27 protein-coding genes are annotated in these 22,183 nt (G+C 56.1%); 20 read left to right on the top strand and 7 right to left on the bottom strand.

Annotated elements, in window-relative coordinates:
* The first annotated feature begins 5 nt into the window (after window positions 1-5).
* The 7 genes from BLU05_RS14575 (at window position 6) to BLU05_RS14545 (ending at window position 6,580) form a co-directional block, all read left to right on the top strand.
* A complete protein-coding gene (locus tag BLU05_RS14575) occupies window positions 6-1,295 on the top strand; it encodes an RsmB/NOP family class I SAM-dependent RNA methyltransferase (protein ID WP_091881069.1) in 1,290 nt (429 codons plus the stop codon).
* A 43-nt stretch (window positions 1,296-1,338) separates the two neighbouring features.
* Window positions 1,339-1,797, top strand: coding sequence for a TspO/MBR family protein (locus tag BLU05_RS14570; protein WP_091881067.1), 459 nt, complete (start codon window positions 1,339-1,341; stop codon window positions 1,795-1,797).
* A gap of 7 nt (window positions 1,798-1,804) precedes the next feature.
* Window positions 1,805-2,443, top strand: coding sequence for a 5'-methylthioadenosine/S-adenosylhomocysteine nucleosidase (locus BLU05_RS14565; RefSeq protein ID WP_091881211.1), 639 nt, complete (start codon window positions 1,805-1,807; stop codon window positions 2,441-2,443).
* 304 nt (window positions 2,444-2,747) lie between these two features.
* A complete protein-coding gene (gene guaA / locus BLU05_RS14560) occupies window positions 2,748-4,310 on the top strand; it encodes a glutamine-hydrolyzing GMP synthase (protein WP_091881065.1) in 1,563 nt (520 codons plus the stop codon).
* A 161-nt stretch (window positions 4,311-4,471) separates the two neighbouring features.
* Window positions 4,472-5,038, top strand: a complete 567-nt coding sequence (locus BLU05_RS14555; protein WP_091881063.1) for a hypothetical protein — start codon at window positions 4,472-4,474, stop codon at window positions 5,036-5,038.
* A 146-nt stretch (window positions 5,039-5,184) separates the two neighbouring features.
* Complete coding sequence (locus BLU05_RS14550) at window positions 5,185-5,769, top strand: TetR/AcrR family transcriptional regulator (protein ID WP_091881209.1); 585 nt, start codon at window positions 5,185-5,187, stop codon at window positions 5,767-5,769.
* Window positions 5,770-5,875: 106 nt separating this feature from the next.
* Window positions 5,876-6,580, top strand: a complete 705-nt coding sequence (locus tag BLU05_RS14545) for a 3-oxoacyl-ACP reductase family protein (RefSeq protein ID WP_091881061.1) — start codon at window positions 5,876-5,878, stop codon at window positions 6,578-6,580.
* A 28-nt stretch (window positions 6,581-6,608) separates the two neighbouring features.
* On the opposite strand, the gene BLU05_RS14540 is transcribed toward BLU05_RS14545, so the two are convergent.
* On the bottom strand, window positions 6,609-7,589 hold the full coding sequence (locus BLU05_RS14540) for an AraC family transcriptional regulator (protein ID WP_091881059.1): 981 nt from the start codon (window positions 7,587-7,589) through the stop codon (window positions 6,609-6,611).
* Window positions 7,590-7,712: 123 nt separating this feature from the next.
* On the opposite strand from BLU05_RS14540, the gene BLU05_RS14535 reads away from it, so the two are divergent.
* From BLU05_RS14535 to BLU05_RS14520, 4 genes are read left to right on the top strand one after another with little or no spacing between them, the layout of a single operon-like run.
* Window positions 7,713-8,606, top strand: coding sequence for an SDR family oxidoreductase (locus BLU05_RS14535; protein ID WP_091881056.1), 894 nt, complete (start codon window positions 7,713-7,715; stop codon window positions 8,604-8,606).
* A 56-nt stretch (window positions 8,607-8,662) separates the two neighbouring features.
* The gene (locus tag BLU05_RS14530) at window positions 8,663-8,992 is read left to right on the top strand and encodes an ArsR/SmtB family transcription factor (RefSeq protein WP_091881055.1); all 330 of its coding nucleotides are present in this window, start codon (window positions 8,663-8,665) and stop codon (window positions 8,990-8,992) included.
* Complete coding sequence (locus BLU05_RS14525; protein ID WP_091881053.1) at window positions 8,989-9,453, top strand: SRPBCC family protein; 465 nt, start codon at window positions 8,989-8,991, stop codon at window positions 9,451-9,453. The genes BLU05_RS14530 and BLU05_RS14525 overlap by 4 nt, the downstream gene beginning before the upstream one ends.
* 36 nt (window positions 9,454-9,489) lie before the next feature.
* Window positions 9,490-9,903: a GFA family protein gene (locus BLU05_RS14520; protein WP_091881051.1), complete on the top strand. Its 414-nt coding sequence runs from the start codon at window positions 9,490-9,492 to the stop codon at window positions 9,901-9,903.
* A gap of 54 nt (window positions 9,904-9,957) precedes the next feature.
* Here BLU05_RS14520 and BLU05_RS14515 read toward each other — a convergent pair whose 3' ends face one another.
* Window positions 9,958-10,371, bottom strand: coding sequence for a VOC family protein (locus tag BLU05_RS14515; protein ID WP_091881049.1), 414 nt, complete (start codon window positions 10,369-10,371; stop codon window positions 9,958-9,960).
* A gap of 105 nt (window positions 10,372-10,476) precedes the next feature.
* Here BLU05_RS14515 and BLU05_RS14510 point away from each other — a divergent pair, with 105 nt between their 5' ends.
* Window positions 10,477-10,959 (top strand): MarR family winged helix-turn-helix transcriptional regulator, encoded by a 483-nt coding sequence (locus BLU05_RS14510; RefSeq protein WP_091881047.1) that lies wholly within the window; start codon window positions 10,477-10,479, stop codon window positions 10,957-10,959.
* A gap of 19 nt (window positions 10,960-10,978) precedes the next feature.
* On the opposite strand, the gene BLU05_RS14505 is transcribed toward BLU05_RS14510, so the two are convergent.
* Entirely contained in the window at window positions 10,979-11,593 is a 615-nt protein-coding gene (locus BLU05_RS14505; RefSeq protein WP_091881045.1) for an NAD(P)H-dependent oxidoreductase, read from the bottom strand.
* 91 nt (window positions 11,594-11,684) lie between these two features.
* On the opposite strand from BLU05_RS14505, the gene BLU05_RS14500 reads away from it, so the two are divergent.
* Window positions 11,685-12,323: a TetR/AcrR family transcriptional regulator gene (locus BLU05_RS14500; protein WP_091881043.1), complete on the top strand. Its 639-nt coding sequence runs from the start codon at window positions 11,685-11,687 to the stop codon at window positions 12,321-12,323.
* A gap of 129 nt (window positions 12,324-12,452) precedes the next feature.
* Window positions 12,453-13,043: a 2'-5' RNA ligase family protein gene (locus BLU05_RS14495; protein WP_091881041.1), complete on the top strand. Its 591-nt coding sequence runs from the start codon at window positions 12,453-12,455 to the stop codon at window positions 13,041-13,043.
* A gap of 10 nt (window positions 13,044-13,053) precedes the next feature.
* On the opposite strand, the gene BLU05_RS14490 is transcribed toward BLU05_RS14495, so the two are convergent.
* Window positions 13,054-13,980, bottom strand: a complete 927-nt coding sequence (locus BLU05_RS14490; protein WP_091881039.1) for a PLP-dependent cysteine synthase family protein — start codon at window positions 13,978-13,980, stop codon at window positions 13,054-13,056.
* 111 nt (window positions 13,981-14,091) lie between these two features.
* Between BLU05_RS14490 and BLU05_RS14485 the strand changes: the two genes are divergently transcribed.
* Complete coding sequence (locus tag BLU05_RS14485; protein WP_091881037.1) at window positions 14,092-14,562, top strand: MarR family winged helix-turn-helix transcriptional regulator; 471 nt, start codon at window positions 14,092-14,094, stop codon at window positions 14,560-14,562.
* On the opposite strand, the gene BLU05_RS14480 is transcribed toward BLU05_RS14485, so the two are convergent.
* Together BLU05_RS14480 and BLU05_RS14475 are read right to left on the bottom strand one after the other, a co-directional pair.
* Window positions 14,559-15,038, bottom strand: coding sequence for an SRPBCC family protein (locus tag BLU05_RS14480; protein ID WP_091881035.1), 480 nt, complete (start codon window positions 15,036-15,038; stop codon window positions 14,559-14,561). The genes BLU05_RS14485 and BLU05_RS14480 overlap by 4 nt on opposite strands.
* Entirely contained in the window at window positions 15,035-15,403 is a 369-nt protein-coding gene (locus BLU05_RS14475; protein ID WP_091881033.1) for an ArsR/SmtB family transcription factor, read from the bottom strand. Before BLU05_RS14475 ends, BLU05_RS14480 begins: the two co-directional genes overlap by 4 nt.
* A gap of 224 nt (window positions 15,404-15,627) precedes the next feature.
* Between BLU05_RS14475 and BLU05_RS14470 the strand changes: the two genes are divergently transcribed.
* The 5 genes from BLU05_RS14470 (at window position 15,628) to sbmA (ending at window position 21,001) form a co-directional block, all read left to right on the top strand.
* Window positions 15,628-16,302, top strand: a complete 675-nt coding sequence (locus tag BLU05_RS14470) for a response regulator (protein ID WP_091881031.1) — start codon at window positions 15,628-15,630, stop codon at window positions 16,300-16,302.
* Complete coding sequence (locus tag BLU05_RS14465) at window positions 16,302-17,672, top strand: sensor histidine kinase (RefSeq protein WP_091881029.1); 1,371 nt, start codon at window positions 16,302-16,304, stop codon at window positions 17,670-17,672. Before BLU05_RS14470 ends, BLU05_RS14465 begins: the two co-directional genes overlap by 1 nt.
* A gap of 149 nt (window positions 17,673-17,821) precedes the next feature.
* A complete protein-coding gene (locus BLU05_RS14460; protein ID WP_139210463.1) occupies window positions 17,822-18,409 on the top strand; it encodes a class I SAM-dependent methyltransferase in 588 nt (195 codons plus the stop codon).
* An 88-nt stretch (window positions 18,410-18,497) separates the two neighbouring features.
* On the top strand, window positions 18,498-19,643 hold the full coding sequence (locus tag BLU05_RS14455) for a YbfB/YjiJ family MFS transporter (protein ID WP_091881206.1): 1,146 nt from the start codon (window positions 18,498-18,500) through the stop codon (window positions 19,641-19,643).
* Window positions 19,644-19,750: 107 nt separating this feature from the next.
* Complete coding sequence (gene sbmA / locus BLU05_RS14450) at window positions 19,751-21,001, top strand: peptide antibiotic transporter SbmA (RefSeq protein WP_091881027.1); 1,251 nt, start codon at window positions 19,751-19,753, stop codon at window positions 20,999-21,001.
* A gap of 20 nt (window positions 21,002-21,021) precedes the next feature.
* Here sbmA and BLU05_RS14445 read toward each other — a convergent pair whose 3' ends face one another.
* Window positions 21,022-22,059: a polysaccharide deacetylase family protein gene (locus tag BLU05_RS14445; RefSeq protein WP_139210460.1), complete on the bottom strand. Its 1,038-nt coding sequence runs from the start codon at window positions 22,057-22,059 to the stop codon at window positions 21,022-21,024.
* Between the last annotated feature and the right edge of the window lie 124 nt (window positions 22,060-22,183).

The raw sequence follows: 22,183 nt of genomic DNA, 5'->3' as shown, positions 1-22,183 counted from the left end.
TTTCCATGCGACTTGGCGGACGCCTGCAGGCGGCAATCGAAGTACTTGATGATATAGAGACCCGCAAACGCCCGGCTTCCGATGCGCTCAAGGATTGGGGCCTGTCGCATCGCTTTGCTGGTGCCGGGGATCGCGCGGTTATCGGCAATATCGTCTATGATGCCCTGCGCCGTAAATTATCGCTCGGCTGGCGCATGGACAGCGATGCAGCCCGCCATATCGCCTTTGGTGTGCTCCTGTCCGATGCCGAACTGGTCATTGACGAAATCAATGCCGCGCTTGAGGGTGACAAGTTTGCGCCTGAACCGCTTGAAGCTGACCGCATGGCAATCTGGCAGGCGCGTGACCTTTCCAACGCGCCGGATCATATCCGCGCCGACGTGCCGGAATGGACCATTCCGCATTTTCAGGCGATTTTTGGCGATGCCTGGGTTGGTGAAGCCGCTGCACTCAGCGACCGCCCGCCAGTCGATTTGCGTGTCAATACGCTGAAAGCCGACCGCGAGAAGGTGCTGAAGGAACTGGTTCGTGCCGGAGCCAATGCGGCACCGCTGCTTGAGACTGCCGTGCGCGTTCCGCCTTTGCGCGCCATGGGCCGCCACCCGAATGTGCAGGCGGAACCGGCATTCCAGCGCGGTCTTTTCGAGGTGCAGGATCTCGGCTCGCAGATCGCGGCAAAGCTTTCGAATGCCAAGCCGGGCGAGCAGGTTCTGGATTATTGCGCCGGTGCTGGCGGCAAGACGCTCGCCCTTGCAGCCCAGATGGGCAATAAGGGACAAATTCATGCCTATGATGCGGAACGCGCGCGTCTTGCACCGATTTTCGACCGGCTGAAGCGGGCAGGAGTGCGCAATGCGCAGGCCCATGCCAATGTCAGCGAACTTGCCCCGCTTGAAGGCCAGATGGATCTCGTTCTGGTTGATGCACCCTGCACGGGTTCGGGTACATGGCGGCGCAGGCCCGATGCCAAATGGCGTTTGAGCGAGCAGCAGCTGGAACGGCGCGAAGTGGAACAGCGCGAAGTGCTTGATGCGGCCAAGGCCTATGTGAAGCCGGGCGGACGGCTGGTTTATATCACCTGTTCGCTGTTTGCGCCGGAGAATGGCAAACAGGTCGCTGCATTCCTTGCTGCCAATCCCGGCTACGCGTCCGTGGATACTGCTCCGCTCTGGCAGGAAGCTGTTTCGGCAAGCGATAATCTCGGCCCGCTCTTCAAGGACGGCAGCACGATCCTGTCGCCATTATCCACGTCGACAGATGGCTTCTTCATTTCAGTTCTCAGACGCGAGAAATAACGGTACAACCATCCGCGACACTGTCGGCAGGAAAGGTCTACCCATGTCCCGGTCTGTAGGATTTCTGTTGTTTCTCGTGCTCACCATCGGTGGCGGTCTCGCCATCGGCTATATAACGCTGCCGGGCGAATGGTATGCCGGTCTGGCAAAACCTTCCTTCAATCCGCCCAACTGGGTTTTCCCGCCGGTTTGGACCATCCTTTACGTTCTCATTGCCATCGCCGGTTGGCGGGTCTGGGATATTGACCTGACATCCGCCCAGCGGTTCTGGTGGGCGCAGCTCGTCCTGAATTTTCTCTGGTCGCCGACATTTTTCGGTTTCCAGCAGATGGGACTGGCGCTGCTGGTGATCGCACTTCTGCTGGTCTCGATCATCGGCTTCATCCGGGTGACGTGGGAAGCGGAGCGACCATCGGCGATCATGTTTATTCCCTACCTTCTCTGGGTGGCGTTTGCCACATTGCTGAACGTGTCGCTTTATCTGCTCAACCCGGTAGTCTGATATGAGTTTGCCCTATGAACTGGCCGCCGTTGGTGGCAAGCAAGTGCTTTTTGTCATGGCTGTGGATGCGGAATATGGGCACCACCTGCAACGGCTGTTCCGGCCGCTGATCACCGGCGTCGGCCCGGTGGAAGCAGCCGTCAGCCTCGCCGCCAATCTTGCGGCGCTGGAAAAGGACGGCATTGTTCCCGATCTCGTTGTGTCCCTCGGCTCTGCCGGGTCGCGCACACTGGAGCAGACCGAAGTCTATCAGGCAATAAGCGTGTCCTATCGCGATATGGATGCCTCACCGCTTGGTTTTACCAAAGGTGCCACGCCCTTTCTCGATCTGCCGGTGACCGTGCCTTTGCCGCTGCGTATTCCGGGTGTCAAAGAAGCATCACTTTCAACCGGCGCGAACATCGTCTCGGGCAGCGCCTACGACCTGATCGATGCGGATATGGTTGAGATGGAAACGTTTGCCATCCTGCGCGCCTGCCAGCGTTTCGGCCTGCCGCTGATCGGACTGCGCGGCATTTCCGACGGCGCCGCAGAACTGCGCCATGTGGGCGACTGGACTGAATATTTGCACGTGATCGATGAAAAGCTCGCTCTGGCTGTTGAGGCCATGGGGGCAGCGATTGCGGGTGGGAAGATCGTTCTCTGATATTTTGTGAAATGTGCTTCGTGCGTGGTTCGACATAACAACCATGAGGGAGAGTGAGGATGCAAAGACACCCACTCTCCGTCATCCTCGGGCTTGACCCGAGGACCCACGACTAAGATGCTCAAACGAGCATGGCTACAGCGGCTCTTCGCATGGGTCCTCGGGTCAAGCCCGAGGATGACGGAGAGGGGGCACCACCAACCACAAGATCAATCCCACCCAAATTGTGAACAAATCAAATCCGCATCGATGTGTGGTGGGGTGACCCATTGCATCGACTCAGCAATTGCTTTAAAGGCCCGCCATGAACACTCCCACTCATTCCGATACAGTCCTCATCGTCGATTTCGGCAGCCAGGTAACGCAGCTGATTGCACGTCGCGTGCGCGAAGCTGGTGCCTATTCCGAGATCGTTCCTTTCCAATCGGCAGACGAAGCATTCAGGCGTATTCAGCCGAAGGCAGTCATTCTTTCCGGCAGTCCGCATTCCACCGTTGATATCGGCAGCCCGCGCGCACCGCAGGGTGTGTTTGATGCGGGTATTCCGGTTCTGGGCATTTGCTATGGCGAGCAGACCATGTGCGCGCAGCTTGGCGGCAAGGTTGAAAGCGGCCATCATCGCGAGTTCGGTCGTGCGTTCCTCGATATTCAGGAAGAATGCGCCCTGTTTGACGGCGTCTGGGCCAAGGGGACACGGCATCAGGTCTGGATGAGCCATGGCGATCGAGTCGTGTCCATTCCCGATGGTTTCAAGGTTGTCGGTACATCGACAGGCGCACCTTTTGCGGCCATCGCCAACGAAGCCAAGAAATTCTACGCCGTACAGTTCCATCCGGAAGTCGTGCACACGCCCGATGGTGCCAAGCTTTTGCAGAATTTCGTGCATCGCATTGCTGGCATCAAGGGCGACTGGACCATGTCCGCCTATCGCGAACAGGCGGTTGCGGCGATCCGCAAACAGGTTGGCGACAAGAAGGTTATCTGTGCGCTTTCAGGTGGCGTTGATTCTTCCGTTGCCGCATTGCTTATCCACGAAGCCGTCGGCGATCAGCTGACCTGCATCCTCGTTGACCATGGCCTGATGCGCAAGAATGAGGCCGCCGATGTGGTTGCCATGTTCCGTGAACATTACAACCTGCCGCTCATTCTGGTGAATGCACAGGATCGCTTCATCGGCGCGCTGGAAGGTGAATCCGATCCGGAAAAGAAGCGCAAGACCATTGGCCGTCTTTTCATCGAAGTCTTTGAAGAAGAAGCCAAGAAGCTTGGCGGTGCGGAATTTCTCGCTCAGGGAACGCTTTACCCTGATGTGATCGAAAGCGTTTCCTTCACCGGTGGCCCCTCGGTAACGATCAAGTCACACCACAATGTCGGTGGTCTGCCTGAACGCATGAACATGCAGCTGGTCGAGCCGCTGCGCGAACTGTTCAAGGACGAAGTACGCGTTCTCGGTAAGGAACTCGGCTTGCCCGATAGCTTCATTGGCCGTCATCCGTTCCCCGGTCCCGGCCTTGCCATCCGTTGCCCCGGCGGTATCACCCGCGAAAAGCTGGAAATTCTGCGTGAAGCCGATGCTGTCTATCTCGATGAAATCCGCAAGGCCGGTCTCTATGATGTGATCTGGCAGGCTTTTGCTGTGTTGCTACCGGTGCAGACCGTCGGCGTCATGGGCGATGGCCGGACCTATGAGTTCGTCTGTGCCCTGCGTGCGGTCACGTCTGTTGATGGTATGACTGCGGATTTCTATCACTACGACATGAGCTTCCTCGGTCAGGCGGCCACCCGCATCATCAATGAAGTCAAGGGCATCAACCGCGTCGTCTATGACGTGACGTCGAAGCCGCCGGGTACAATCGAGTGGGAGTGAGGCTGTCGGTTGTCTTCTGAAGCGCACGTCTCTTAAAATGATTGAGGAGCGATCAGTCCGCTGATGAGAGTAATCGACGAGATTCAACAAGCACCTTAACTCGTTAGGTCGAGTGATGAGTTATCTGGTGCTGTTCGGGGTGTTCAACACGGAGCAAGAGTATGGCAAACGATGATGCGCAGGGGGAGCACATCCTCGCGTTCTTTGAAACTGCCGAAGGTGAACACCTCCGCGCGTTCTTTGAATCTGCCGAAGGTCAATACCTCTTCCCTAACTGCCCCTTTCGGCGGCAACTTGATTGTTTGCACCAATTTGATGCCAAGTCAGTCAGCAGTATTTGGGTCCATATGCTAGGACACATCATAGACCACAGAGCGGGCCAGCCGTGCCGCAATGACTCGGATGAAATGATATCGGCGATCAATCAGGACGGTATCAATGATGAACTTCGGCACGTGTACAATGATTGCAACAATCCCGAGCTGAATAAAGCAAGACAGGTTAATCGCGATGTTGATCCATCGGATAGGCTTGAATATCGAGACTTCGGGCCTGAACAGAGGGGTTGTTTCGGCGCCGACGCGCAGGCAGAATTGATGGCGGAAGCCATTCGGACTTACATGCAGAATCCAAACTATTTGAAAACCGTGGCGCCGAACGTGGCTGCCCGAATCCGTGCCGCGGTAAATCCAAATCCCAACCTGAACAGGATCATCCAATTCAACTGAAGGCCGGTCGACCGGGTCGAGATAATTGACTGTTGCCCCGGCACAATCATTAAGAACAAGCTCGATATGAGTGGATGTGATCGATAGTGGAGGGGGAGGGCAGCAAATTATTGATTAATCAGTCCATAATTGTTAATCCACTTATCATGGCAAGACCAAGGGAATTCGATCGGGAGTTGGCACTGGAGCGCGCTACGCGCGTTTTCTGGGCGAAAGGCTATGCTTCGACCTCGACGGAAGACCTTCTCGTCGCGATGAGGATCGGCCGGCAAAGCCTGTATAATGCTTTTGGTGACAAGCGGGCGCTCTATCTTGAGGCGCTGGAACGCTATCAGCGGGGCACCACGTCGGGTCATCTGCAACGGCTGAAAGGCCCGTCATCGCCTCTGGCCGGGATTGAAGCGCTGCTGCTTGGCTTGATCGCCGAAGACGATGGTCAGCGAGCCATGGGGTGCATGGGAGTGGGTGCCGCCAGCGAGTTTGGTACTGGTGATCCTGCCCTTGTAGAGCTTCGGGCTAAAGTCGTACCCGTTCTCTTTTCCTCTTTGGTTGAGCGTCTGCACGAAGGCCAGGCCCGAGGTGAGATCGATCTGGCTATGAACGTCGAGGATGCGGCCAGCTTCATCCAGATGACGATGACCGGATTGCAGCTTGCCGCACGTAGCGGCGCGGGTGTTGATGCCTTGCACGCCCTCGCACACTTCGCCGTGGACAGACTTAAAATAGATTGAGCGCCATCTGAACACGAAGGCGCATCTGCTTGCCTAATTATGGATCAATCAGTCAATAATGGAGAGAGTTGTGAGTGAGAATTTCAAATTGTTGGGTAAGGTGGCGATGGTTTTCGGCGGATCTCGCGGGATTGGCGCAGCCATTGTCCGCCGTTTGGCCGAAGATGGTGCGGATGTCGTCCTGACCTATGCATCCGCGGAAAACAAGGCAGCAGAAACCGTCGAAGCTGTTGAAGCGATTGGCCGCAAGGCTCTGGCCATAAAGGCAGACAGTGCCGATGCCGGGGCGATTCAGAATGCCGTTGCGCAGGCCGTCGACCGGTTTGGCCGGCTCGATATCATCGTCGTCAATGCCGGTGTTCTGCGCTTGGGTTCCGTCGAAACTTTCGGCCTTGAGGAACTCGATCACATGCTTGATGTCAACGTGCGCGGCGTGTTCGTGGCAATTCAGGCGGCTGCGCCTCGGCTCACCGATGGCGGACGCGTTATCACCATCGGCAGCAACACCGCCATTCGCACCGGTTTTCCCGGCTCCAGTGTCTATTCGATGACCAAGGCAGCCGTGGCGACCATGGTGAAGGGGATCGCGCTTGATCTCGCGCCGCGTGCAATCACTGTCAACAATGTTCAGCCGGGGCCTACCGAGACGGACATGACAGCCGATCATCTGGAGAGGGTGAAATCTCTGGTTCCCCTCGGGCGTGTTGGCCAACCGCATGAGATCGCGGGCTTGGTTGCTTATCTGGCCAGCGACGAATCTGCCTATATGACCGGCGCCAGCCTGACCATTGATGGTGGATATGTGCTTTGAAGGCTCGGCGGGATATTGCAAGCCGCGACTATTCAGCCGCGAGAGGTTCGGGCTGATTGATATAGGCGGCTCCGCGTTCCTTGTTCGAAGCGGAAATCGGTTTTCGGCCACGGCCATATTGCCGCGGCGAACAGCCCATGGTCCTTTTGAAGGCGGTGCTGAAGGCGCTTTCGGATTCGTAACCCAGCGATAGGGAAATAGCGGAAACGGGATCGCCGGAGTTTTCCAGCCGATCTGCGGCAAGCACCATGCGCCAGCGCGTAAGGTATTCCATCGGCGCTTTCCCGACAGCCTCCTTGAATTTCAGGGCAAAGGTTGAGCGGGACATGCCTGCGCGGTCGGCCAGCAACTGCAATGTCCAGCGATGCGCCGGGTCCTCGTGCATGGCCGTGATCGCCGCGCCCATCTGTTTGTCCGCAAGGGCAAAGATCCAGCCAACGCCTCCATTTAATCCTTCCTTCAGATGCTGCCGCAACGCCTGAATGAGCATCATATGGGCAAGGTGTTGCACGATCAGAAAACCACCCGGCTGCCGTTCGCGCAATTCCTGCATCATCCGCTCCACCGGCCAGCGGAGCGCCGCCACATCTGAATCCTTGTGGATATGGACGATGGACGGCAGCATCCGTAACAGGAGGTCGGCATAATTGCCTGAAAGGGCAAAGCGGCTGCTGACCATAAAACAATCCCCGCCGCCATTGTGCAGGACAACAACACCACTACGCGCAGTAGAAAAAACTGTGCTGGCCTCAACCGGAGATAGTGTGATGTCACTCGCGAGGCGGAAAGGTCGCCCGTGGGGCAACAGGAAGCAGTCTCCCGCGTCGAGGCGTACGGCCCCGGCAAACCCTTCCACCGAAAGCCAGCAATAGCCTGATACCACGGCGCCGCATTTGATACTGCCATGCTGGTCAGGAAACGCGATCGACCAGTCTCCACCAGCATCAAAGCCAGCGGACATGTAATTGTGCGGTTTCAGCACCGACAGCACGTCTGAGAGTGGATCCATGGTTGATTCCGGACGATTGCAAAGATAATGCGGATTTTACAGCATAGATCGTATTTTCTCAATCGCTTATTTTCTTCACACGGGCTGCGACTGCGGTCGTGAAATGAAAGTAAGGAGAAATAAATGCGTGTTTTTGTTACCGGAGCCACAGGTTTCGTTGGTTCTGCCGTCGTTCAGGAACTCATTAACGCCGGCCATCAGGTTCTTGGTCTTGTGCGCACGGATGCGGCCGCCAGATCGCTTGCATCAATGGGCGCTCAAGCGCATCCGGGTGATCTCAACGATCTCGAAAGCCTGCGCACGGGTGCTGCCGTTTCTGACGGCGTAATCCATACGGGCTTTAACCACGACTTTTCGAAATTCGCGGAGAATTGCGAAATGGACCGGCGTGCGATTGAAACACTTGGCTCAGTGCTTGAGGGCTCGGACCGGCCCTTGGTCGTCACTTCAGGGTTGGCGATTCTGGCGCAGGGGCCTATCGGGACGGAAGAAGATATGCCGGTCCCACCGTCAACTGCCTATCCCCGCGCGTCGGAAGCAACAGCCATCGCGTTGGCGGTGCGCGGCGTGCACGCCTCAACTGTCCGTCTTCCTCCGTCGGTTCACGGCCGCGGCGATCATGCCTTCGTTCCGCATCTCATCAACCTTGCGCGTGAGACGGGCGTATCTGCCTATGTGGGGGAGGGCCTCAATCGCTGGCCTGCGGTGCACCGGCTGGACGCTGCCTCTCTCTTCCGGCTTGCGTTTGAACGGGCTGCCATAGGGGAGCGGTATCACGCGGTGAGTGAAGAGGGGCTTTTGCTCAAGGATATTGCGACGCTGATTGGCCATCATTTGAACGTGCCCGTTGTGGCCAAATCCTCAGAAGAGGCCAAGGTTCACTTTGGCTGGTTTGCAAATTTCGCCGCGATGAATGCGCTGGCCTCAAGTGAACGCACCCAGGCGTTGCTGGGTTGGCAGCCGAAACAGCCGGACCTGTTCACAGACCTTGCCCATGCGGGTTATTTTGAGGCTTGAGAGCAGATAAATAGATTAGTATTGACTAATTGATTAGCCTGTACTAATTTGTCTTCATGATTGAAGTTGCCACCATCACGACCGTCATGCGCACGCTCGCCGATCCGACAAGACGGGCGGTGTTTGAGCGGATCGTTAAATCCGATGAGATCAGTGTGGTTGAACTGACACGGGGAAGTGGCGTGACACAGGGCGCCATTTCCCAGCATCTCAAATCCCTGAAACAGGCGGGTTTGGTCGCCGAGCGTCCTGAGGGCCGCAATGTCTATTATCGTGCCCAGCCTGAGGGATTGGAGCCGCTGGTTGATTGGATGAGCCATTACGGCGTCTTCTGGCGTGAGCGGTTTGCGGACCTTAGAACCTTGCTGAAGGAAATCGACCCATGAACCAAGCTGTAGTAAAGTCCGATACGCAGGCCATCGTCGTCGACGAAATCTTTCCACACGCCCCGGAGATGATCTGGAAAACACTGACATCGGGCGATTTGATCAGCCGGTGGTTGATGGAACCTGCGGGATTTGAGCCTGTAGCTGGCAATCAGTTCACGTTTCAGACGAAACCGGCAGGTGTATGGGATGGCACTATCCACTGCGAGGTGTTGGAAGTCGTGCCGAATGAGCGGCTTGCCTATGCGTGGAAGGGCGGTCATGCGGGCAATGACGGCTATGGCTCACAGCTGGAAACGGTGGTCACCTTCACCTTGTCCAAGGCAGAGACAGGCACGCGCCTGCGCCTTGTTCATTCCGGCTTCGTGCTGCCGAAGAACGACACGGCGCTCAAGAATATGAGCGAGGGCTGGAGAAAGATTCTCCCGCGCATCGGCACGATCGCCGATGAGCAGGACTGACGATCACATCAATCATATCAATTTGGGGAGAGGAATATGAGCAAATCCTATACCGGTGGTTGCGCCTGTGGCGCAATCCGTTACGAGATTTCAGGTGAACCGGCTGTCATGGTTGACTGTCAGTGCCGCCAGTGTCAGCACGATAGCGGCACCGGACATCAATCGCACCTGACTTTTGTGGCGGCACAAGTGAAGGTTGAAGGCGACGTATCGCAGTGGCAGACCGTCGGCGATGGCGGAACCGTGAAGCGACGCGCCTTCTGTCCGACCTGCGGTTCGTCCGTCTATATGACATTTCCTGATATGCCTGACGTGTTCATCGTCACGCCCGCAAGCCTCGATGATCCAAGCCGCTATAAACCGCAACTGGTTTCCTGGACGGCAGCGGGATTTGTCTGGGATCATCTCGACCCGGCCGTGCCTAAATTCGACAGAATGCCTCCTGCTTGAATGAAAAAGGGCGCCCGGAAAGATCTGGACGCCCTTTAATATGCCAATGATTGATCAGGCCGTCTGGGCAAAGGCGGACATGTCCATCCACATGACCTCCCAGACGTTTCCATCAGGGTCTTCAACGCTGCGGCTGAACATGAAGCCGTGGTCCTGCGCCGGATTGGGATCGGCACGGCCGCCAGCAGCCGTTGTTTTCGCCAGCGTTGCATCCACCGCATCGCGCGTTTCGACACTAAGCGCGATCAGGGCCTGACTCTCGCGACGGGCATCGCCGATCGGGCGCTTGGTGAATTCACTGTAACGCTCATGGGTCAATAGCATGATCCCGATGACGTCCGACAGCATCACCGATGTCGAGCGTTCATCCGAGAATTGCGGGTTTACCTCACCGCCCAGCGCAACATAGAATGCAGTTGCCGCGGCCAGATCGCGCACGGGCAGGTTCACAAATATCATCTTGCTCATCACTTCCTCCTTTTGCGGGGGTTCAAGCTGTGTTATTCCCCATGATTAAGTTAGTAGATAGAATGTATCTTAATGTCAAGATACTTTATGCTAAGAGGAATCCCGATGGATCGTGCCGATATGGCTGTCGAACAATGGGGTCGCGAGCGCCCGGATTTGCCCGCTTTACCCATGGAGGTTTTTGGCCGTCTGTCTGACGCGTCCGAGCGCGTGTTGCGCGATCATATGAATCCGCTTTTTGCGCAAGCGGGATTACAGCCCGGCGAGTTCGATGTGCTGGCAACCCTCAGGCGCTCCGGCGAGCCATATCTGCTCTCGCCGACCCGGCTTTATGAAGCGGCGATGATCTCATCAGGCGGCATGACCAATCGTCTTGATCGGCTGGAGCGTGCCGGATTTGTCGAACGTCGCCCCGATCCTGGCGACCGTCGCGGCAAACTGATTGCACTCACCGATGCCGGTAAACGCGTGATCGACGAGACGATTGGCCGTCATGTAGCAAATGAGGAGCGGATACTGTCGGCGCTGACACCCGATGAACAGCAAACGCTCAATACTTTGCTCCGTAAACTGATCGCCGCGCTTTGACGGCGCGGCGGATCGTAAGCTATGCCGCCTTGTTTGCTTCACCTTGCCCGCCTGCGTTGAAGAGGTCGCGCCCGATATCTCTAGCCTTTGCGAGGAACGGCGCCGTATCACGGATCTCGGAATCAAACAGGATTTCTGACGTCACAACGCGAGCGCCGCAATAATCGAATATTCCATGGTCGATCTGCGTCTTCATGGCAGTCAGATAATTGTGCCGCGTATACATCTCCTCATCGGCACCACCAATGCCAATAAGATGGACTTTGAGGTGATGGAGCTTTTTTACCGAACCGGTATCCGGGCTGAAATCAAAAGCCCAGCCATTGGAAAATACGCGGTCGATCCATCCTTTGAGCAGACCCGGCATGGACCACCAATAAACGGGGAATACCAGCACCAGCGTATCGGCGCGGTCGATCCTTGCCTGTTCGGCGACAATATCGGCAGGCGGCGTTGCCTGTGTACGATGCACTGCAAGGTCGGCTGCCGAATATCTGGGATCAAAAGCTTCTGCTGAGAGATCGGCGATTTCAAAGGTGTGACTGGACAGAGACACGCCTTCGGCAACCTGCGCAGCGATGCTATGGCTGAGTGAGGTGGGCTCGGGGTGCGCAACAACGATGAGTGCATGCATGACGAAACTCCTGTAGAGGATTGCAGATGGGTGGCTTACGCTATATACTTTTAGTAAGCTACTAAAGGTAAGTTACTTTTGGTATATAAGCATGTCAAGTATTGAAACAAGAGAAGACGATTCCAGCCCGCAGCCGCGTCGCCGGCTATCGAGAGAGGAGCGGCAGCGCCAGCTTCTGGATGTTGCGTGGCGGATCATCCGTGAGGAGGGGACGGAAGCCCTGACGCTCGGACGGCTTGCCGAGCAGTCTGATGTCACAAAACCTGTTGTTTATGATCATTTCGGCACACGGGCCGGGCTGCTCGCCGTACTCTATCGGGAATTCGATACCCGGCAGGCCACCACTATGGACGCCGCGCTTGCCACCAGCGGGCCGACCCTGAAAGAGAGAGCCGATGTCATTGCATCGTGTTATGTGGACTGTGTGCTGGTTCAGGGACGCGAGATCCCGGGCATTATCGCAGCGCTGGCTGGTTCGCCTGAACTGGAAAAAATGAAGCGCGAATATGAAACTGTCTTTATCGAAAAGTGCCGGGTGCTCCTCGCACCATTCGCCGCATCAGGCGCAATTTCAACCGCCGGTCTTTGGGCGATGCTGGGTGCCGCCGAAGCCTTGTCAGATGCGGCGGCCACAGGTGAAATTACACCGGTAGAGGCGCAGGAAGAACTCTATGAAACAATTGTTGCTATGGTGCGCAGAGGCACGCGCGACGCAGCGGCGCCTCGCTGATTTTTTCTGAAATCCCTTGTATATTGTTCACTATTTGTTCTAGTGTGACCGCTCGAAAATGCAGGAGGCATGTTCGAGGGGTGTGCCGGGGCATTTCGGCGAACATGCCAGAGCATTTCGGGAGGTCACATGCAAGGCGAATTGAACTTGGGCGACAACTGGCCCAATAGACCAAAGCGACCCAATTTACAGGAACGGTTGTTCTTTGGCATCATGCCGAATGTCGATGTGGGCGATATTGTCGACGCCTGCCGGGCGGGCATTATCAACGATTTCCAACTGGTGCGAAGCAGTCTTATCGGGACAGAACGTTACCATATCTCTTTGCGTGCTTTGGGCGATTTTAAACGTCTGCCCAACTCGATCGTCTTTGCAGCAAAGCGGGCAGGCGACGCAGTATCTGTGCCACCCTTTGAGGTCACATTTCTGTCTCTTAGGAGTTTTGAGGCAAAGGGACGGCGCAATCAACCGCTGGTGCTGATCGGTGAAGGAAATGGGCTCACACAGCTGTATACGGTGCTTGGCTCCTGCCTCATCCGCAATGGTCTGCCCGGCAGACTTGGTGAATTCACCCCGCATCTGACCTTGCTCTACAGCCCGAAGCTCATCGCTGAGCAGCCCATTGAGCCCATCCGCTTCACTGTCCGCGAGTTTGCGCTGATCCATAGCAAACGCGGGCTTTCTGAGTATGACATTTTGAAGCGGTGGACCTTGCATTGAGGCACTGCTTCTAGTGTTTGCTCAGATATTTCATTCCCGTATCGCACATAATGGTAACGATGGTTGCGCCGGGCGAGAGGTTCTCGGCCAGACGCAGCGCAGCGACGACATTGGCTCCCGTGGATGTTCCGGCAAAAAGACCCTCTTCACGCGCCAATCGCAACGTCATGTCGGCAGCCTCCGCCGTTGATACCTGCTCTATCCCGTCGGCTAAATCACTCTGCCAAAGGGGAACAATATAGCCCGCGCCAATCCCATCAATTTTATGGGCTCCGGTTTTCCCGCCCGACAGGACGGGGGATTCTGCCGGTTCCACCGCAATAATTCTGGTCTGGTCATTGTGGCGGCGCAAGGCCTCGCCAATGCCGCGCAGCGATGCGGCGGTGCCGACACTTTGAACAAAGCCGTCAATCGGCCCGTTGGCCTGTGCGCAGATTTCCTCTGCCATGGCGTGGTAGGCGGTCAGCTGATCCCGGTTGTTCATCTGGTCTGTCCAGAAGCTGCCGGGGGTTGCTTGCGCAATAATCCGCGCCGCTTCGATCATGTCACGGGTCAGCTTTTCCGTCATGCGGCCGCTTTCGCTGGCCAGGATTTGCAATCTGGCACCGAGGATTTTCATATGATCCAGCTTTTCACGGGCAAAGGCATCTGACGTAACGATGTGCAACGGATATCCCTTGACCGCACAGACGAGGGATAGGGAAACGCCGGTGCTGCCGCCTGTATATTCGACCACGCAGCCGTTTGCTGCAAGACGCCCGTCCGCCTCCGCCGCCTCGATCATGGCAAGCGCCATGCGGTCTTTCATGCTGCCGGTCGGGTTTTCACTCTCAAGTTTCAGCAGGATGCGCGAGCCGTTTGCCGGGACGATGTTCCGCAGCGCCAGCAATGATGTGTTGCCTATGCTGTGCAGGATATTCCGTTGTAAGTCGCTCATGCTGGCTGTGCTCCGCGATCAATCAACGCTGATCTGGCAGCGCCAATCTGTCTGTCGAAAGGGCAAATTTCAATTTCCATGTAGATACATATAATGTATATGCATATATCTATGAGCCTTGAGAAACAACCCAAAAAGACATTGCGATCCGATGCCCGCGCGCTGGTTGAAACATGTGCGGGCTGGAACAGCCGTCTTGCCGCGCGCCGCATCACCAATTTTCTCGATCATGAGATGGCAGGGCTTGGCCTGACTTCGGCGCAGATTGGTCTGATGGCACAGATCGCCAGCCTGCCGGATGATACGCTGGGCGTATTGGCGCAGAAGAGTGGGCTGGAACAATCAACCCTGTCGCGCAATCTGCGCACGCTTGAGCGTGAGGGTTTGATTGAAATCACCATGGTGGAAACCGACCTGCGACGCCGGGCAGTGTGGCTCACCGAGACGGGCGCACGGCGTCTGGAAGCGGCTATTCCGGTCTGGCGAGAAGCGCAGTTCAGGCTTGCGGGGCTGCTCTCGGCCGATTTGGCCCGCCAGCTGGCGGACCAAACGGAGGTTCTATCTAGGCAAGAAAGGCTCTAAATCGTCTTCACATATTCCACCAGCTGGTCGAGCACCGTGCCCCAGCCATCGTAAAAGCCCATTTCCTCGTGCTTCTGCCGCGTTGCCTCATCACGGTGAATTGCCATGGCGGTGTATTTGGTGCCGCCATTTCCATGTGGCTCCAGCAGAAGGATCGACGTCAGGAACGGTTCCGCTGACGGACGATAACCGGGCAGCAGGGCGTCGGTCCACACGAGCCGTTCATTCGGGACAATATCCAGATAGCAGCCGTGAATGATGGATTGTTCGCCTTCGGGTGAGTTCATGACGGTGCGGAAAATACCGCCCGGACGCAGATCAATCTCACAGTCGGAAATATACCATGGCTTGGGCGTGAACCATTTGGAGATATGCTCCGGTCTTGTCCACGCTTTCCACACGAGTTCGCGTGGCACGTCCACAATGCGTTCAAGCACAAGGTCGAGTTTTGGATCAGGTTTCAGCAATGGGGTCATGGTTTTTCCTCCTCCTTGAGGGTCAAGAGATAATCATCCAATTGATCCAGCCTGCGTTCCCATAGCGCCCGCTGTTCCGTTAGCCAGTCTTCCGCCAGTTTCAACCGGGCGGGAGCGATCTGATAGGTGCGCACGCGTCCGGTCTTGCGCGAAAGCACAAGGCCGCATCCTTCCAGCACCCGCAAATGTTCGACAAAAGATGGCAGCGCCATATCGAAGGGCGATGCCAGTTCGCTCACCGAAGCGGGACTTCGGTTGAGCCGCTCGATCACATGGCGGCGTGTGGGGTCCGCCAATGCGCGAAACACCGCGTCGATCGGTAAAATATTCGGGTCAGGCAGGGTGGCGGCCGCTCTTGCAGTCATCGGGACGGGATCTTCCGGCTGGTTTCAATCAACGAGAAGGCAAACGTAATGCAATTTGAAACTTAGGACAATACCTAAGTTTCAAATTATGCCAGTTGCCCCGGAATGTTGTATGAATAAATGAAGGGGGGATTCCGCTGATCGCGGAGCGCAACCTTTGTGCAATGTGCATGACATAATTGTGTCGCGACCTTTGTAACCTCGTGCATGACTGGGCCTGAATATTGCGTATTTTGCTGGTGGAAGACGAGCCCGAAATGGCCGCTGCCCTTGGGGAAGCCCTCAAGAACTATGACATGATCGTCGATCATGTCGGAACACTTGCCCAGGCCGAAGAGGCCGTGTCGGTCAATATCTATGCGGCAATTCTGCTCGACAGGCAGTTGCCCGACGGCGATGGGCTGACAATTGTGCCGCAGCTTCGCGCGAAAGGCGAGGGCGTACCCATCATTGTACTGACCGCGCGCGGCGAACTGGCGGATCGTATATCCGGTCTCGACAAGGGAGCTGATGACTATCTCGCCAAACCCTTTGCCGTTGAGGAATTGCTGGCGCGGCTGCGCGCCATCCTGCGCCGACCCCCGAATATGCCATCGGAACTTCTGAATGTCGGCAATCTTTCCTTTGATCTGATCAATCGCGAAGCCAGGATCAGCGGCAACCGGCTTGACCTGCCGCGCCGTGAACTCCTCGTCCTCGAAACGCTTTTGCGGCGCATGGGGCGCACGGTTCTGCGATCATCGCTGGAAGATGCCGTTTACAGTATCGATGATGAAATTCAGTCCAATGCATTGGATACGCATGTATCCCGGCTGCGCCGCAAGCTGACGGAGTCCCGGGCGGGCGTTGAAATCCACGCCATTCGCGGCGTAGGCTATCTGCTGAAGCGCCCCTCCTGATGACCAGTACAAAACCGCACTCCTTGAAGTGGCGTCTTGTCAGCCGGCTGGTTCTCCTGCAGGCGACGTTGCTGACATTGTTCGTCGTGCTCGTGCTGTGTGCGCTTTGGTATAGCGGGATGTTGGGCTCAATCGACACGGAAGATACGACGATCAATGCCTTGCGCGACTCTATCGGACGCAGCGCCGAAGGCCGTTTGTTTGTGCAGGAAACGCCGATCCTTACGCGCGAGCGTACCACCAATCCGAATTTCTGGTTTGTGGTGCGCGATGGGCAGGGGCAATCCCTGACACAGGGCAACGTACCACCCGAATATAGCCGTATCGGAGATGCATTGAGCGATATCGGCCAAGCCCGGTTTGGCTGGAATCTCGGCGATGCGCCACGCTCCACCGCCCGGTTCAAGCGCGTGTCCACCAAGGCAGGCATGATCCAGATACTGACAGGTCCGGGCGGCTCCGTGCCATTAAGCTTTTATCTGGCTGCATTGGGCGCTGTCCTTGCAACAATCATTCTGCCCGGCATCATCGTCATGGCGCTCAGCACGCTTCTGGTGACGCCGTTTGTCGTGCGAAGAGCCCATGCAACGCTTGGCCATGTGGCGGCGCAGGCGGAGAGGATCAATATTGACGAGCGCGGCACACGTCTGCCGCTGGACGGGGTACCAAGAGAAGTCACACCTCTGGTGACGGCAGTCAACAATGCCCTTGGCCGCCTTGATGATGGTTATGAACGGCATAAGCGGTTTCTGCTGGATGCCGCCCACGAGTTGCGCACGCCCATCGCCATTCTGCAGACCCGGCTGGAATCTCTGCCCGTCACCCCAACCAATGGCCGTTTGCTGGAGGATGTGGCCCGTCTTGGCATTCTCGCCGAACAATTGCTCGATCTGCAACGCCTTAGCCAGAGCGGCGTTCAATTTGCGGCTGTCGATCTTGTGGCGCTTTGCAGGAGGGTTGTGGCTGACCTTGCCCCGCTGGCTATCGCAGCCGGTTATGCCATGTCGTTTGAGCCGGAAATGCCCAGTGTTGTCGTCAGCGGCGATCAGGCAGCACTGGAGCGCGCGATCATCAATCTGGTGCAAAATGCCATTCAGCATGGTGGGCGCCAAGGCACCATATCCATCCGCATCAAGGCACCTGCGATTATTCAGGTCGAGGATGAGGGGCCGGGCATACCACCGGAACAGCGAAACCGCGTCTTTGAACCGTTTCATCGTCTGCACACCCGGGATCGTGGGGTTGGCCTTGGCCTCAATCTTGTGCAGGAGATCGTGCAATTGCATCATGCGCAGGTTATAGTCACAAAGGCGCCCGGCGGCGGTGCCTGTTTCATTATAAAATTTTCCGCTACATCTCTGGTGCCGTAATCTTCCGCCGATACTTCCAAGTTCTGTTTAAACCATTTCCCTGTGGGTATTTTGTCGCAGACGGTTAGGGTCCGGGCCCTACCGCAATCTTCCCACAATATTGGCGCCATAAGCAGATTGCACGAAAACGTTGGAGCATGATTTTTATGATGACGGGTAGCGTTTGGACTTTCATGCGGGCCTTGCTGAGCGATCCGTTTCGCGTCAGCGCGATTGCCCCGTCGGGAGCCGCCCTTGCGCGCTTGATCACCAGCGAAATCACCCCTGCGTCGGGGCCGGTGCTTGAACTCGGACCCGGTACCGGTGTTTTCACCGACGCACTGCTTGCGCGCGGCGTTCGCCCCAAGGATCTGACCCTGATTGAATATGGCGCCGAATTTGCCCGATTGCTGCAATCGCGGTTTCCCGGCATGCGTATTTTGCAGATGGATGCTGCCCAGCTTGACCTGCACGAATTCTTCGACATTCAGCCCGCTGGTGCCGTTGTCAGCGGTCTGCCGCTTCTCAGTATGACGCAGGAGAAAGTCGCAGCAATCCTTGGCGGTGCATTCAGTAATCTGCGGCCTGAAGGCGCCTATTATCAGTTCACCTATGGTTTTCGCTGTCCGGTGTCGAAGTCTGTGCTCGACCAGTTGAATCTGGACGCCGTTTGTATTGGACGGGCTTTTCGCAACATCCCACCGGCAGCCGTTTACCGTATTGTCAGGCGCGGCGCGGCCACACCCGTTGCGATCTGAACCATAGCGGTTGATCGATCATCATCTGTGACAGGTTGATCAATTTTATTGTCTTGTCATGCTGCATCGCAGCGATAATGTCCGCGGCATGACATCTTCAGGCAATTCCCCCGTTCGCTACGCCCTTGGTGGGTTTGTCACCATGGCGGTTGCCATGGGTATCGGGCGTTTCATTTTCACGCCCATCCTGCCTGCCATGATGAAGGACCTTGCGTTGACGGCGGGTGCCGCCGGTGTCATCGCTTCGGCCAATTATGTCGGCTATCTTCTTGGCGCTGTCATTGCCGGTTACGGCTGGGCCTCGGGAAGAGAACGCCGGGTCGTGCTGGTTTCTCTGGCGGTAAGCGCTCTCCTGTGCCTTGTCGCAGGTTTGAGTACCACACTTCTCGAGTTTATCGTCTTGCGGTTTCTCGCCGGTATGGCCAGCGCTTTCATGCTGGTGCTGTCAGCGACGATTGTTTTCAGCCATCTCGCAGCAGCCAACCGGCAGGATTTGCAGGCATTGCATTTTGGCGGTGTCGGCGTGGGTATCGCGCTTTCATCCGTGCTGATTGTGATAACCGGAAACTATGGCTGGCGGTTTGACTGGTACGGAGCAGCTATCCTCTCCTTCCTCGGCCTGTTCGCGGTGATGTACCTGCTGCGTGAAGGGCCGGTGCGCACGGGAACCGATCAGAAGGAACCACCCCTGCGCTGGACGCCTGCCTTCCTCCAACTCAATATCGCCTATGGGGTTTTTGGTTTCGGCTACATCATCACGGCCACGTTTATCGTCGCCATTGTGCGTGCAAACCATGGTGGTGCCGAAATGGAAGCGCTGGTCTGGTTTCTGACCGGCGTCACGGCTGCTTTCTCGGTATGGTTGTGGACGCCGGTCTTACGCCGCGTCGGCCCCTTTATTGTGGTTGCGCTGGGCATGCTTGTGCAGGCAGTGGGTGTTGCTGCAAGTGTTCTCCTGCCGCTACCTGTGGGACCGATCCTCGGCGGCGTGCTGCTGGGCCTTACCTTTATCGTGCTCACAGCAGCGGGCTTTCAGGCGGGGCGGGCACTTCTGCCGCAATCGCCGCGCCGCGTCATGGCTGTCATGACCGCCGCCTTCGGCATCGGCCAGATCATCGGGCCGCTGGTGGGTGGATACCTTGCCACTATCACAGGCAACTTCACCACAGCGACGCTTGCCGCAGCTGTCAGCCTCGTCATCGGGGCTGTCTTTGCGTATCTTTCCCGGCAGTGAAGATTACAGCAATTTAATTGCTGTCATACAACCTTTGCCCTATTCCTGGTGGTAGACTCACATCAAATCAACCCTGATTTGTGTGTTTATGCGAGGGTCCTGCTACCGTGTTTGTCTCATTTTTCCCCAAGCCAAAGTTGTTTTTTATCTCGGCAGTCCTTTGGTCGCTGTTCGCGGTCCTGTTCTGGATATTTGCCGGTGAACAGCTAGGTGCTTATTTCGGTCTGCCGCCAGCCGATCCGAACGCGCCGCCGATTATTGGCGTGGGGGTCTTCATATCCAAGCCATATCTTTGGCTTTATATCTACTTCGCAGCTTTCGTTGCTGTGTTTGCCACATTTTGGATGTGGTATGCACCACATAGATGGCAAAGATGGTCTGTTCTTGGATCAGCCTTGATCCTATTTTATACCTATTTTTCGGTTCAGATAAACCTTGCCATCAACGCTTGGCGCGGCCCTTATTGGGACTTCTTTCAACAAGCCTTTGCAAAGCCGGGCTCTGTATCAGCGGCAGAGTTCTATTGGCAAAATTGGTTGTTTGCTGGGATTGCATTTCTTGCCATTGGGTTGAGCGTAATTTTCACCTATTTTACCAGCCATTATATATTCCGCTGGCGTACCGCGATGAACGAGTTTTATGTGGAGCACTGGAACCAGTTGCGCCACATCGAAGGTGCATCGCAGCGTGTTCAGGAAGACACAATGCGCTTTTCAACGATAGTTGAAGCGCTTGGTGTCAGTCTCATTCAGGCCGTGATGAATTTGATTGCGTTTATGCCCTTGCTCGCGCAGCTTTCTCACCATGTCACAGAAGTTCCGATTATCGGGCAGATTCCTTATTCATTGGTGGTTTTGTCGATCGTTTGGTCATTGCTCGGCACCCTTCTGCTTGCAGTTGTCGGAATTAAACTCCCTGGACTGGAATTCAAAAAGCAGCGTGTGGAAGCGGCATATAGAAAGGAACTGGTGTTTGGCGAGGATGATGAAACACGTGCCGAGCCCTTAACTCTCGCGGAACTCTTTCGAAATGTGCGGAAGAACTATTTCCGGCTCTATTTCCACTATGCCTATTTCAACATTGCAAGAAGCTTTTATGGACAGGCAGATGGGCTCATCCTTGATATCATTCTCATCCCAAGCATCGTGGCTGGAAAATTGACCATGGGGCTTTGGCAGCAGATTTCAACTGCGTTCAGCCAAGTCAGCAACTCATTCCAATATCTGGTAACTGCGTGGCCCACGATTGTTGAGCTTATTTCTATCTATAAACGTTTGAGAGCCTTCGAAGCGACATTGGAAGGCGAACCGCTGCCAACCATCGATCAACATTTCATGGAAACAGGTGTCGAACACTAAGCCAAAAAAACGGGTGGCGGTCAGATACCGCTGCCCGTTGCATTCCGGCTTGCTGCCGGAACGACTGCAACAGGCGCTTCGGCGCCTGTTTGTCTTAGGTAATCGCTATAGGTCGTGCAGCGGACATCAGGCTTGGTGCACACTTCGGCGGTAAAGCGTTCCAGTGCCCGCCAATAGGCATCGCCATTCATCAGTGTGAAGTGAATGCCGATCTGAAAGGGGATGCGCTCGCCCTTGTACTGGCGCTCAAATGCACCCTTGAATGCATCATAGGCGCGGTTTTCAAATTCATTGAGATGATCCGCCCGCTCAAAACCACCGGAGTGGCGCACGAACATATTGTAGTCCATGGCAACAACGGGTCGATGTTCCGGGCCTTCGCTGATGGTCGGCAAGGCGAATTGATAAAGCCCGCCCGCATGCACAGGCAGGGCCGGACCCTTGGAAACACTGCTGGCATCAAAGGCGTAACCCATATCCTTCAATGCTGACAGCAAAGCGGGGCTGCTGGAAAGATAGGGCGCACGGAAACCGCGCACTTCCTTGTCGACAAATGCTTTCCAGCCCTCAGGCTCCGGATCGCTGCCATATTTTGCCCATGCCGTGCGCAGCACCTGCTTATAGGTGGTGAACTCGCGTTCCCAATCTGCCTTGCCCCATGTGCGTCCGTCAAAATGGCCGCAGGCATGGCTGGCAATCTCGTTGCCTTCATTGCGTGCCCGCCAGATATTGTCGAGCCGCTTGGCAATGTCATCCTTCGATGCCGCATAGCCGATATTGGAGCGGCCAAAGCTTTCGCCCGGTGCCTGATAGGATTTACGGTCGCTGCGGTCGATCAGAAACACGCAGGAGAGAAAATAGGTGAATTTTGCATTGGAGCGTTCGGCCAGAGCCCGGCTGCGCTCCCACAGGGCATTGCTACCCGAATTATCGAAAGAGATCAGGACATATTGTGGCTTGCTGCCGATGGAACCACGCAGCTCCGCATCATCAGCATGGGCCGGAATGCACACCGAAACGGCTAGGGACGCAGCAATAATACTGGAAATCAGACGCATAATGCAGGCACAACACAACCAATGAGAGAGATACCTCTCGCTACAGGTGAATTGTGGCGATGATCGGACGCGTCGATCCACCGCAAGCGCCCGTCTTGGAACTGTTCTAAAGCCGCTATAGTCT

Source organism: Phyllobacterium sp. OV277 (assembly GCF_900104355.1).
In the GTDB taxonomy this organism is placed as follows: domain Bacteria; phylum Pseudomonadota; class Alphaproteobacteria; order Rhizobiales; family Rhizobiaceae; genus Phyllobacterium.
Note: the sequence above shows the minus strand (reverse complement) of the source record. Positions and strands in the feature narration are given on the sequence as shown.

Bases quoted from the DNA above. Each gene is read 5' to 3' on its own strand.
- BLU05_RS14575 (WP_091881069.1), top strand. From the start codon at position 6: ATGCGACTTGGCGGACGCCTGCAGGCGGCAATCGAAGTACTTGATGAT.
- BLU05_RS14570 (WP_091881067.1), top strand. From the start codon at position 1,339: ATGTCCCGGTCTGTAGGATTTCTGTTGTTTCTCGTGCTCACCATCGGT.
- guaA (WP_091881065.1), top strand. From the start codon at position 2,748: ATGAACACTCCCACTCATTCCGATACAGTCCTCATCGTCGATTTCGGC.
- BLU05_RS14555 (WP_091881063.1), top strand. From the start codon at position 4,472: ATGGCAAACGATGATGCGCAGGGGGAGCACATCCTCGCGTTCTTTGAA.
- BLU05_RS14550 (WP_091881209.1), top strand. From the start codon at position 5,185: ATGGCAAGACCAAGGGAATTCGATCGGGAGTTGGCACTGGAGCGCGCT.
- BLU05_RS14545 (WP_091881061.1), top strand. From the start codon at position 5,876: ATGGTTTTCGGCGGATCTCGCGGGATTGGCGCAGCCATTGTCCGCCGT.
- BLU05_RS14540 (WP_091881059.1), bottom strand. From the start codon at position 7,589: ATGGATCCACTCTCAGACGTGCTGTCGGTGCTGAAACCGCACAATTAC.
- BLU05_RS14535 (WP_091881056.1), top strand. From the start codon at position 7,713: ATGCGTGTTTTTGTTACCGGAGCCACAGGTTTCGTTGGTTCTGCCGTC.
- BLU05_RS14530 (WP_091881055.1), top strand. From the start codon at position 8,663: ATGATTGAAGTTGCCACCATCACGACCGTCATGCGCACGCTCGCCGAT.
- BLU05_RS14525 (WP_091881053.1), top strand. From the start codon at position 8,989: ATGAACCAAGCTGTAGTAAAGTCCGATACGCAGGCCATCGTCGTCGAC.
- BLU05_RS14520 (WP_091881051.1), top strand. From the start codon at position 9,490: ATGAGCAAATCCTATACCGGTGGTTGCGCCTGTGGCGCAATCCGTTAC.
- BLU05_RS14515 (WP_091881049.1), bottom strand. From the start codon at position 10,371: ATGAGCAAGATGATATTTGTGAACCTGCCCGTGCGCGATCTGGCCGCG.
- BLU05_RS14510 (WP_091881047.1), top strand. From the start codon at position 10,477: ATGGATCGTGCCGATATGGCTGTCGAACAATGGGGTCGCGAGCGCCCG.
- BLU05_RS14505 (WP_091881045.1), bottom strand. From the start codon at position 11,593: ATGCATGCACTCATCGTTGTTGCGCACCCCGAGCCCACCTCACTCAGC.
- BLU05_RS14500 (WP_091881043.1), top strand. From the start codon at position 11,685: ATGTCAAGTATTGAAACAAGAGAAGACGATTCCAGCCCGCAGCCGCGT.
- BLU05_RS14495 (WP_091881041.1), top strand. From the start codon at position 12,453: ATGCAAGGCGAATTGAACTTGGGCGACAACTGGCCCAATAGACCAAAG.
- BLU05_RS14490 (WP_091881039.1), bottom strand. From the start codon at position 13,980: ATGAGCGACTTACAACGGAATATCCTGCACAGCATAGGCAACACATCA.
- BLU05_RS14485 (WP_091881037.1), top strand. From the start codon at position 14,092: ATGAGCCTTGAGAAACAACCCAAAAAGACATTGCGATCCGATGCCCGC.
- BLU05_RS14480 (WP_091881035.1), bottom strand. From the start codon at position 15,038: ATGACCCCATTGCTGAAACCTGATCCAAAACTCGACCTTGTGCTTGAA.
- BLU05_RS14475 (WP_091881033.1), bottom strand. From the start codon at position 15,403: ATGACTGCAAGAGCGGCCGCCACCCTGCCTGACCCGAATATTTTACCG.
- BLU05_RS14465 (WP_091881029.1), top strand. From the start codon at position 16,302: ATGACCAGTACAAAACCGCACTCCTTGAAGTGGCGTCTTGTCAGCCGG.
- BLU05_RS14460 (WP_139210463.1), top strand. From the start codon at position 17,822: ATGACGGGTAGCGTTTGGACTTTCATGCGGGCCTTGCTGAGCGATCCG.
- BLU05_RS14455 (WP_091881206.1), top strand. From the start codon at position 18,498: ATGACATCTTCAGGCAATTCCCCCGTTCGCTACGCCCTTGGTGGGTTT.
- BLU05_RS14445 (WP_139210460.1), bottom strand. From the start codon at position 22,059: ATGCGTCTGATTTCCAGTATTATTGCTGCGTCCCTAGCCGTTTCGGTG.